This window comes from Methylophaga sp. UBA4204, assembly GCF_002379485.1.
GTDB lineage: Bacteria > Pseudomonadota > Gammaproteobacteria > Nitrosococcales > Methylophagaceae > Methylophaga.
The window spans coordinates 330-1,072 of record NZ_DFTU01000096.1; the positions used below are offsets into that span (position 1 = coordinate 330).

General features: G+C 46.6%; 1 protein-coding gene. It reads left to right on the forward strand.

Annotated features, from left to right (window positions below; translation table 11 throughout):
• Nucleotides 1–618, forward strand: a 618-nt coding sequence (gene folD, locus B3182_RS14470) for a bifunctional methylenetetrahydrofolate dehydrogenase/methenyltetrahydrofolate cyclohydrolase FolD (protein WP_292753274.1), incomplete at its 5' end; no start/stop codon positions are given.
• Nucleotides 619–743: the final 125 nt, after the last annotated feature.

Here is a 743-nt window from a genome sequence, read left to right on the forward strand (position 1 = left end):
CTAGACCTGATTACACAGCTGAATGAAGACGATGAGATTGATGGCATTCTGGTGCAACTGCCTTTGCCAGCACATTTCAATACTGATGTCATTATTGAACATATTGCACCGCACAAAGATGTGGATGGTTTTCATCCTTATAACATCGGTCGCTTGGCTCAACGTAATCCACTTTTACGTCCATGCACACCGAAAGGTGTGATTACCATGATGCAATCTGTTGGAATTGATCTTAGAGGTAAAGAAGCAGTAGTCGTTGGGGCTTCCAATATAGTGGGTCGTCCAATGGGACTTGAACTGTTACTGGCTGGATGCACGACTACCGTTTGTCATCGTATGACAAAAGATTTGGAATCCCATGTTCGTCGTGCAGAAGTGTTGGTTGTCGCGGTAGGCAAACCCAACTTTATTCCGGGTGACTGGATCCGCGAAGATGCCGTAGTGATTGATGTGGGTATTAACCGACTGGAAAACGGGAAGTTAACAGGCGACGTTGAGTTTGATAAAGCCAGCGAAAAAGCAGCCTGGATTACACCTGTTCCGGGTGGTGTCGGTCCTATGACTGTGGCTACATTGCTCGAAAACACATTATTTGCTGCCGATCAGTTACATCAATAACAGCTGAGGCCAGTCCTGATGCCCCTCCAACACTGGAGGGGCAAACTGTAAAACCCAATCTAACCATTCCATTGCCAATCACGGATCTCCGGTAAATCCTGTCCATGCTCCCGAATATAGTCATC